Genomic DNA, 9,167 nt, shown 5'->3' with positions numbered 1-9,167 from the left:
CAGGCTGCGCGCTCCGATTACATCTTGTCGGCGCCAAAGGCGACCACGTAGAGAAGCCTGAAACTCAGTAACAGCTGTCCAGTGCAAAAACCAGATTAGTGGTTGACTTCAGGGGCCGCTTTAGAGAAGCGGCCCATGGCCGCCCCGCCGCTCCTACATGTCCATAATCATTTCGAGTCCCGAGTCCCGAGTCCCGCCCCATACAACCCCGGCCGGGAAAAGGTTATTATTCCGCTTTTCCCGAGAATGCAGCACGGACTATTGTGGATTTATGACTAAGCAGCGCATACTGACCGGCATCACCACCACCGGCACTCCTCATCTGGGCAACTATGTGGGAGCGATTCGTCCCGCCATCGCCGCCAGCCGGCAGGAAGACAACCAGTCTTTTTATTTCCTGGCCGACTACCACGCGCTGATCAAATGCCAGGACCCGGAGCTGGTGCACAGGTCCACCCTGGAAATTGCCGCGACCTGGCTGGCGCTGGGTCTGAATACCGACAATGTAATCTTCTACCGCCAGTCCGATATCCACGAGATTCCGGAACTTACCTGGCTGCTCACCTGCATGACCGCCAAGGGCCTGATGAACCGCGCCCACGCCTACAAGGCAGCGGTGGACGCCAACCGCGCTGACGGCGAGGATTCAGATTTCGGCATCACCATGGGTCTGTACAGCTACCCGATCCTGATGGCCGCAGACATGCTGATGTTCAACGCCAACAAGGTACCGGTGGGCAAGGACCAGGTGCAGCATATCGAGATGGCCCGGGATATCGCCCAGCGCTTCAATCATCACTACGGTGAACACTTCGCGCTGCCGGAAGCGGTGGTGGACGACCATGTGGCGGTGCTGCAGGGCCTGGACGGCCGCAAGATGAGCAAGAGTTACGGCAACACCATTCCGCTGTTCCTGCCCGAAAAGCAGCTCAAAAAGCATATCAACAAAATCAAAACCAACCTGCTGGAACCGGGCGAACCCAAGGACCCGGACACCTCCACCGTATTCCAGATCTGGCAGGCCTTCGCCAGCGAGGCGCAGACCGGGGAAATGCGCAAGGCCTTCGAGGAGGGCATCGCCTGGGGCGAAGCCAAGAAGCAGCTCTTCGAACTGGTCAACAGCCAGATCGGCGAGGCCCGGGAACGTTACAATGAACTGATGGCCAACCCGGTGCAGATCGAGGTGGAGCTGGAAAAAGGGGCGGAGAAGGCCCGTGCCTATGCGACGCCCTTTATCGAAAAGCTGCGCCACGCGGTGGGCATTCGCAGGATCCGCTAGTCCTCACGGCACTGACTACTTTGTAGGAGCGGCCCATGGCCGCGATCGGGCCAGGGAGTTCCCCCGGCGATTGATCGCGGCCATGGGCGGATGGCCGCCCCGCCGCTCCTACAGAGAAGAACCAGAAGAACAGGTAGGAAACAGGGAGTTTATCGATGGCTGAAGTGCAGACAGACCCCGGCAACCAGTCCGGAGGTGACGGGAACGGTTGGGTCAACCGCGCCCTCAACTTTATCGAAGTCGTCGGCAACCGACTGCCGGATCCGGCGGTACTCTTCCTGATCCTGATGGTGGTGGTCTGGATTCTCTCCTGGCTGCTCTCCGGGGTCGACTTCCAAGCGCTGCATCCTGCAACCGGTGAATCCATCCAGGTGACCAACCTGCTCTCCGGCAGCGAGATGGCCCGTTTTCTCTCCGGCATGGTCACCACCTTTACCAGCTTTGCGCCGCTGGGCGTGGTGTTGGTGGCGATGCTCGGCGTAGGCGTGGCGGAGCAGAGCGGCTTTATCAACGCGGTGTTGAAAAAATTGCTGGCGGTGACCCCGCAAATGCTGCTCACCCCGATGCTTATTCTGGTGGCCATTGTCAGCCATACCGCGGTGGATGCCGGCTATGTGCTGGTAATTCCCCTGGGCGGAGTGATTTTCTATGCGGCGGGCCGGCATCCACTGGCGGGTATCGCCGCCGCTTTTGCCGGTGTCTCCGGCGGTTTCTCCGCCAACTTCGTGCCCTCCGCCATCGACCCGCTGTTGCAGGGCTTTACCCAGTCGGCAGCGCAGATCGTCGATCCGCAAATGCAGTTGAACCCGCTGAACAACTGGTTCTTTACTTCCGCTTCCTCCGTGGTGATCGTATTGCTGGGCTGGTGGCTTACCGACAAGGTCATCGAGCCGCGATTGGAGGGAGTCGCCATCGATGGCGACGATGAGGAGATGCCGGAGATCCGGGACCTCGGCGGGCGCGAAAGAAAAGCGCTCTATCTCTCCCTGGCAGTGATGGTCGCAGGCATCGCCGGGCTGGTGGCCTGGCTGATCCCGGGAGCCTCGGCACTGCGGGATGCGCAAGGGCAGCTGGCCTCCTTCGGTGCGCCGGTGATGCGCTCCATTGTGCCGCTGATTTTCCTGCTGTTTATTCTGCCCGGTGTGGTGTTCGGCTACGCCGCCGGCACCTTCAAAAAATCCAAGGACGTGATCGATGCGATGTCCCGGACCATGAGTTCCATGGCCTACTACATAGTGATGGCATTTTTCTGCGCGCTGTTTATCGCCGAGTTCGCGCAGTCCGGCCTGGGGACACTGCTGTCGGTCAAGGGCGGCAATGCGCTTGCAGCGATGGATCTGCCGGGTCCGGTGACCCTGATCGGCATTATCCTGCTGGTGGGCTTCGTCAACCTGTTCGTCGGTTCCGCCTCCGCCAAATGGGGGCTGCTGGCGCCTATCTTCGTGCCTATGCTAATGCAGATCGGCTTTTCTCCAGACCTCACCCAGGCCGCCTACCGGGTGGGGGACTCCTCCACCAATATCATCACCCCGCTGATGCCGTACTTCCCACTGGTGGTGGTCTATTGCCAGCGCTACGTGAAGGGCACCGGGATCGGCACCCTGGTATCGATGATGCTGCCTTATTCGGTGGTATTCCTGGTGTGCTGGTCGCTGTTCCTGGTGGCCTACTGGTCGCTGGGTATACCACTGGGGTTGCAGGCCAGCTACACCTATCCCTGAGGCCGTCGATGAAAATAGCTTACCTGTACCTCGCGATAGCGATCGTTACCGAAGTCATCGCCACCACCGCGCTCAAGGCCTCGGAACAGTTCACCAGGCCCATTCCCACCGTGATTGTGGTGCTGGGCTACGGCACTGCCTTCTACATGCTGTCCCTGGCGCTGCGCACCCTGCCAGTTGGCATCGCCTACGCCATCTGGGCGGGCCTGGGCATTCTCCTGGTGGCGGTTGCGGGGGCCATCGTCTACCGGCAGGTGCCGGATTTGCCGGCGATGATCGGAATGGCGATGATCGTCGGAGGGGTAGTGGTGATCCATGCCTTTTCCGAGACGGTACAGGGCTGAAGGATGAGACCACTTCCGAAATGGATAGCGCCTGCAACTTTTTGCGGCTCATCGGCGTACACTGGTGTTGTGGAGCCTGAATCCACGGCGAAGCCGCCGATTCAGGTGTAATTCAACCGGGACGCGACGCCTAAATGGAAGCGAAAGACGACGAACTGGCGACATTGATCGCGCGCTGTGCGATAAACGATCAGCAGGCCCTGCAACATCTGTACGACCGCTGTGCCGGTTTTCTCAACAGTATTGCCTACCGCATAGTCGGAAGCGACGACTTGAGCAACGAAGTGCTACAGGACGCCTTTGTGCAGATATGGCAAAACGCCGCTTCATACCGCCCGCACTTGGCCAGGCCGTTAACCTGGATGACCAGTATCGTGCGCTACCGGGCATTGGACCTGGTCAAGGCGGAAGCGAAGCATCGGCGCCGGCCTGTCGATGCCGGCGATGAAGAGCAGTGTCTCGAAAGCACCAGCACCGGCGATACGCCACAGGGGCTGGTTGAACAGGGGCAGGACCGAAGAGCGATTGACGAGTGCCTGCGCGAACTTAACGTAAAAGTCGGGCGATGCATCGAGTTGGCCTATCTTTACGGTTATTCCCGTGAGGAATTGGCAGTGACACTGGATACCAAGATCAACACGGTGAAATCCTGGTTGCGCCGGGGCTCCGAGAGGTTGAGAGAATGTCTGGAAACCAAGATCAAGCTGGTGAATTAAATCGGGGGCTCGCTTTCGAGTATGTATCCGGCACCCTGCCCGGCGACGAGCGCGCGGCATTTGCAGCGCGCCTGCGCGAAGATCCCCGGCTTCAGCGCGAAGTCAGGTTTTGGGAGGAGCAGCTTATGGCGATCCAGGATGACAATCAGGTCCGCGCTCCAAAAGCCTCCACTTGGACAAGGATCCAGGCCCGCATCAGCCGGGCAAATGACGCAGGGCGGCAGAGCGTTCGCGCATGGCAGTGGCCGTGGAAGTATGCCGCCCTGACGCTGTCATTCGTGTGGATATTCAGCGTGGCTTTCTGGGCCTACGACCGCGAGCAGGTACCGGCACTGCCAAATGCCGACTATGTCGCGGTACTGCTCGCCGATGACGGTGAGCCCCTGCTGACCGCACTGACCTCCAGCGATGGCAGGCAGCTCTGGCTGAAATGGGAGCAGACACTCGATTTACAGGATCACAGCGTGCAGCTATGGGCGGCGTCGCGTCGCGATGGACAGGTGCGCCCGTTGCTGGTATTCGACAAGCAGCAGTCGGTGTTGTCACTCAACGAGGCAAACTATCGCCTGATTCGCGACTCCGCCTACCTGATACTGACGCGTGAAGAATACGGTGGCAGCCCGATCGATGAGCCCAGTGATGAGCTGCTGGCCAAGGGGGTCTGCGTGCGCCTGAAAGAGCGCGTCTGAACTAATCCATCTGAAGGAGACATCGCAGCCTGAACCGAAGTGATAACGCTCACAATTTTGCTGTCCACGGCTCGCCATAAAGATTTCCCTATGCTACAGTTTCGGGCCGTTTCTGTTGCTGAGCGGGCCAATGCTATGAACCTAGAAGCCGCAGTTTGGTCACGAAAGTCCAGGCAAGCTCTCGGCGCACCTGGCAAATTTAAAAATCGACTCATCACCAATAAGGTGACCACGCGATTTTTAAATTCACTATGCACACCAATATCTTACCTGTCTTTTTCGCGCCCAACTGCGGTTTCCAGGTTGAAGAGAGTTACTAACGGGGCGGAAGCAAAGAATACCCCTCTCCCGGGACACGCTGTGAATACGTCCCTGTACGCTCGTAATCGGCATCCCTGCCTCATACGGTCCCGGGAGAGGGGTATTCTTCCCTTCCGCCTTACTAGTATAAAGCGCGGTTTGCCACTCGCCGTGCTGATGCTTTTTCTGGCGCCGCCGGGGTGGGGTGGGGAGTTTGGTCTTGTGGACCCGCATCTCGCCGACTGTGTTTCCCGGCTCGCAAAGAAAAAGGGCTGGACCTCCGCTGATCAGGTGACCGATATCCGCTGCCACAGCGAGTCGATTGAAAGCCTGGGAGGGCTGGCCGGATTTGCCAACCTTAAAAGCCTTTCCCTGTATAAAAACCGTATCGACCGCGCCCAACTGCCCCCCCTGGAGAAGCTTGAAACGTTGAACCTGGCCCGCAACCAGCTGCAAACGCTGGAACTCGCTGACCTGCCATCCCTGGAAACGCTGTATTTATTCGGCAATGAGCTGAAGTCCTTGTCACTGGAGAGGCTGCCCGAACTCCAGCTGCTGAAAGCCAATAACAACGTGCTGGAGGCATTTCGCTATAAAGAACTGCCAAAGGTCGAAAAGATTTATATTTTCGATAACCAGCTTGAGCATGTCGATATCCACTCTCTTCCGGCGATGACTTATATGGATTGCCGGCAAAACCCTATGCCGGACCCGCTCTATGAAGAAATGGACGAAATGGGCCATGTCACCTTTTTGCACGATGGTAATGCCGACGATTGGTAGCTTCCGGCGTGCACCATTGCTCAGTCTCGCGCTCGGATTGAGCCTGGTTGTTGCGCGGCCCGCCGATGCGCAAGAGCACGATCTGCATTTTGAATCCCGCCTGCGCGGCGCTTATGTGGATGCCGGGAGTACCGACGGCCGCGCGACTTCCCTGCTATTGCGTTTCACGCTGGAATCCGAGTGGAACGGGGTATTTTCCACCCTGGCTGAAATTGACCACGTTTCCACCGGGTGGCGGGATGATCACAGCGACGGCGCCCGATTCAATGATATGCCCCTGATCCCCGACGTGCCGGGTACCGAGGTCAACCAGGCGGCGCTGGGCCTGACTTTTTCCCAGGCGGAAGTCTTGCTGGGGCGCCAGCGTATTACCCTGGACAACCAGCGATTCGTTGGTTCCAACGGCTTTTGGCAGAATGATCAAACCTTCGATGCGCTCTCGGCCAGTTACGAGTTGTTCAGCGGGTCCAGGCTATATTATGCCTATATCGCCAATGCCAACCGGATCTTCGGTGACGATGCCGACGGGCAGCCCCGGAACGATGGTTATTATTCCGCGGGCAGCGATCCGGGGGAGAGTGGCTTTTTGGGGGATCACGAGCACAACAGCCACCTGATCAACGCCCACTTCAATGAGTGGGATTTCAGCGATCTGGGCATTTATTACTATCACATCGACAACCGCGACGCCGAGCCGGACTCCAACCGCAGCCTCGGTCTGCGCTACAGTTTCGAGCGCCGTATCGCCGGTTTGAAGTGGCGGTCGGAAATTGAGGGCGCCCTGCAAAAGCGCATGCAGATCGAGGATGCGCCGACAAATACATACTCGCGCATTGAATTTGCGCTGGCTTTACACTCCCTTGAAGTGGGGCTGCAGCAGGAACGTCTGGGTGCCAGCGGGGGAGTTGGGTTTGTCACGCCGCTGGCTTCAGCGCACGACTTCCAGGGCTGGGCCGACAAAGCCTTCGCCATTGATAGCAAGGGAATGGTTGATCGCGCAGTAAAAGCGAGCTGGAGAAAATCCCCCCTGAAAATCGATGCACGCTACCATTTTTTTGAAAGTGTCTCCGGTGACGTTGACTGGGGGCGCGAATTTGATCTCGACCTTATCGTAAAGCTTGCCCGCCGGCACCGCATCCAGTTGCGCTACGCCAATTATCAGTCGGCATCACAGAGCCGCGCCGCCCTTCCCGATGAGCAGCGTCTGTACCTGGATTACAGTTTTGAATATTGACCCTGTCAGTCGTTCGAGTCTGTTCGTAATCTCCTGATGAGGTTCGCAGACTGGATGTGAATTAACAGTTTCGCAGTGACACCCGACAGTGAGAATCAGTTGCGGCCGGCCATCACGCCCCCGTCAACGTCCCAGATGGCGCCTGTGACCCAGCTTGTCTTGTCCGACAGCAGGAAGATGATCACTTCGGCGACATCCTGCGGGGTGCCGATGCGGCCGATCGGGTGGAAGTCGTTGAAGCCTTCCAGGACGCTTTTCACTTCAGCCTTCGGGATGAAGCCCTCGTAGATCGGGGTCTGCACCACCGCCGGTGACACCGCGTTGACGCGGATCTGCTTGGGTGCCAGTTCCATGGCCAATTGCTGGGTCAGGGAATGCAGGCCTGCCTTGGCCATGGAGTAGGCCGATGACGGGGTCGCCGCGATGGCCTGCTTGGCCCACATGGAACCGATGTTCACGATCGCGCCGGGACGGTCCTTGGCGACCAGGTTGGCGGCGACCTTCTGGGTGATGAAGAAGAACGCCTTGTTCAGCTTCATGTACTGGTCGTAGTCCGCGTCCTGATGCTCCAGGAAGGGCTTGGGGAAGAAGACACCGGCCGCGTTGAGCAGCAGGTCGATGTCCGGGTGCTGCTGGTCGATGGTCTTGAGCAGCTCGGCCAGCCCCTCCTCGCTGGTCAGGTCCGCTGTCAGCGCCGCAACCTGGCCCAGGGCGGCCAGTTCCTTGCGCGCCTCCTCGGTCTTTTCCGGGCGATGGCCCAGGATCACCGCGCTGCCGCCTTCGGCGAGTACCATCCGGGCCGTCTGCAGGCCCATCCCGCTGGTGCCGCCGACGACCAGCAGCTTCTTGCCTTTGAATTGATTGCTCATTGTGAGACCTCTCTGCTCTCTATTGGGATAGGAAGAAAAACTATTCATGCCGGGCAGCGTCTGGGGCTTCCGGCGCCGGCCGCGGACCGTTTTGGCGGTCTATCCTTGGCTTGAGTGGGATTCTTCGCTTATTTGCTAAAGCCGGCAAACGAGATAAAGTGTCTTTCACTGAAAGAAAAACTTTATCGCTATGAAATCACCCGTCCATCTGAACGCCCTGCGCGCGTTCGAGGCCAGCGCCCGTCATCAGAGCTTTTCCGCGGCGGCGGCCGAACTCAACGTCACCCCCGCCGCGGTCGGCCAGCTCGTGCGCACATTGGAGGAATGGCTGGGCATGCCCCTGTTCCACCGCGCTACCAGCGGGCCGGTTCGGCTCCTCCCCACCGAGACGGCCGGGCGTGCGTTACCGGACATCCGGGCGGGTTTCGACAGGTTGGTGCTGGGATTGGAACGGCTTAAGGAGGGATCGGCCAGCGGTGTGCTCACCGTTACGGTCAGCCCGGCCTTTGCCGCCAAGTGGCTGCTGCCGCGCCTCGACAGCTTCCAGGTCGCCTGGCCCGATACGGACGTGCGCCTGGACACCAGCCTCAAGCCGGTGGATTTCGTGGCCCAGGGGATTGATATCGGCGTGCGCTACGGCGTGGGAAGCTGGCCGGGACTGATGGCAGACAAGCTGATGGACGAGGAGGTCTACCCGGTGTGCTCGCCCAAACTGCTACGCGAGCATCGGCGCTTGCAAAAGCCGAATGATCTGGCCCGGGAGACCCTGATCCACGACCTGTCGATGGACGACCACACGGGCTTTCCCACCTGGGAGGCGTGGCTGCGGAAGGCGGGCGTGACGGGTGTCGCCAGCACGCGAGGTATGAAGATCAACAATTCCGCGGCCGTCCTGCAGGCGGCGGTTGAGGGGCAGGGTGTCGCGCTCGCTCGCAGCGTCATGGCGCACGACGACCTGGCAACCGGGCGCCTGGTTCGGCTGTTCCCGGAAATAACCTTCGCTTCGCCCCTGGCCTATTACGCAGTGTACCGCGCCGAGTGTTCCAGCCTGCCGAAGCTGGTGGCCTTCCGGGATTGGTTACTCAAGGAGGCGGCGTAAACAGGTCCTTAGAGCGTGTTCATAATCTTACGTTTCTGAGCGTGACTGGGTGGGATGGCCCTTTGCGGGACACGGGCTGGGCGCCCCCCCTAAATACATCCCTGTACGCTCGTAATCGGCATCCCTGCCTCAT

General features: G+C 59.4%; 9 protein-coding genes. 8 read left to right on the top strand and 1 reads right to left on the bottom strand.

Translation table 11 applies throughout. The features are described 5' to 3' along the window. Window positions 1-271: 271 nt before the first annotated feature. The 7 genes from ACRC0P_RS01260 (at window position 272) to ACRC0P_RS01230 (ending at window position 7,066) form a co-directional block, all read left to right on the top strand. Window positions 272-1,279 carry a tryptophan--tRNA ligase gene (locus ACRC0P_RS01260; RefSeq protein ID WP_438627729.1) on the top strand — a complete coding sequence of 336 codons (1,008 nt, stop codon included), beginning with the start codon at window positions 272-274 and terminating at the stop codon, window positions 1,277-1,279. 155 nt (window positions 1,280-1,434) lie between these two features. Continuing rightward, window positions 1,435-3,000 (top strand): AbgT family transporter, encoded by a 1,566-nt coding sequence (locus ACRC0P_RS01255; RefSeq protein ID WP_438627727.1) that lies wholly within the window; start codon window positions 1,435-1,437, stop codon window positions 2,998-3,000. An 8-nt stretch (window positions 3,001-3,008) separates the two neighbouring features. Then, window positions 3,009-3,344, top strand: coding sequence for a DMT family transporter (locus tag ACRC0P_RS01250; protein WP_438627725.1), 336 nt, complete (start codon window positions 3,009-3,011; stop codon window positions 3,342-3,344). 134 nt (window positions 3,345-3,478) lie between these two features. Next, window positions 3,479-4,060, top strand: coding sequence for an RNA polymerase sigma factor (locus ACRC0P_RS01245; protein ID WP_438627723.1), 582 nt, complete (start codon window positions 3,479-3,481; stop codon window positions 4,058-4,060). After that, window positions 4,027-4,749, top strand: coding sequence for an anti-sigma factor (locus tag ACRC0P_RS01240; RefSeq protein ID WP_438627721.1), 723 nt, complete (start codon window positions 4,027-4,029; stop codon window positions 4,747-4,749). The genes ACRC0P_RS01245 and ACRC0P_RS01240 overlap by 34 nt, the downstream gene beginning before the upstream one ends. A 459-nt stretch (window positions 4,750-5,208) precedes the next feature. Further along, window positions 5,209-5,832: a leucine-rich repeat domain-containing protein gene (locus ACRC0P_RS01235; RefSeq protein ID WP_438627720.1), complete on the top strand. Its 624-nt coding sequence runs from the start codon at window positions 5,209-5,211 to the stop codon at window positions 5,830-5,832. Further along, window positions 5,816-7,066, top strand: coding sequence for a hypothetical protein (locus ACRC0P_RS01230; RefSeq protein ID WP_438627718.1), 1,251 nt, complete (start codon window positions 5,816-5,818; stop codon window positions 7,064-7,066). The genes ACRC0P_RS01235 and ACRC0P_RS01230 overlap by 17 nt, the downstream gene beginning before the upstream one ends. A 95-nt stretch (window positions 7,067-7,161) precedes the next feature. On the opposite strand, the gene ACRC0P_RS01225 is transcribed toward ACRC0P_RS01230, so the two are convergent. Continuing rightward, window positions 7,162-7,935, bottom strand: a complete 774-nt coding sequence (locus ACRC0P_RS01225; protein WP_438627716.1) for an SDR family NAD(P)-dependent oxidoreductase — start codon at window positions 7,933-7,935, stop codon at window positions 7,162-7,164. Between the two features lie 190 nt (window positions 7,936-8,125). On the opposite strand from ACRC0P_RS01225, the gene gcvA reads away from it, so the two are divergent. Beyond that, window positions 8,126-9,034, top strand: a complete 909-nt coding sequence (gcvA, locus tag ACRC0P_RS01220; RefSeq protein ID WP_438627714.1) for a transcriptional regulator GcvA — start codon at window positions 8,126-8,128, stop codon at window positions 9,032-9,034. The last annotated feature ends 133 nt before the right edge of the window (window positions 9,035-9,167 follow it).

Origin of the sequence: Microbulbifer sp., assembly GCF_051659245.1 — a bacterium.
In the GTDB taxonomy this organism is placed as follows: Bacteria; Pseudomonadota; Gammaproteobacteria; order Pseudomonadales; family Cellvibrionaceae; genus Microbulbifer.
This window is presented reverse-complemented; position numbering and strand designations above follow the sequence as displayed.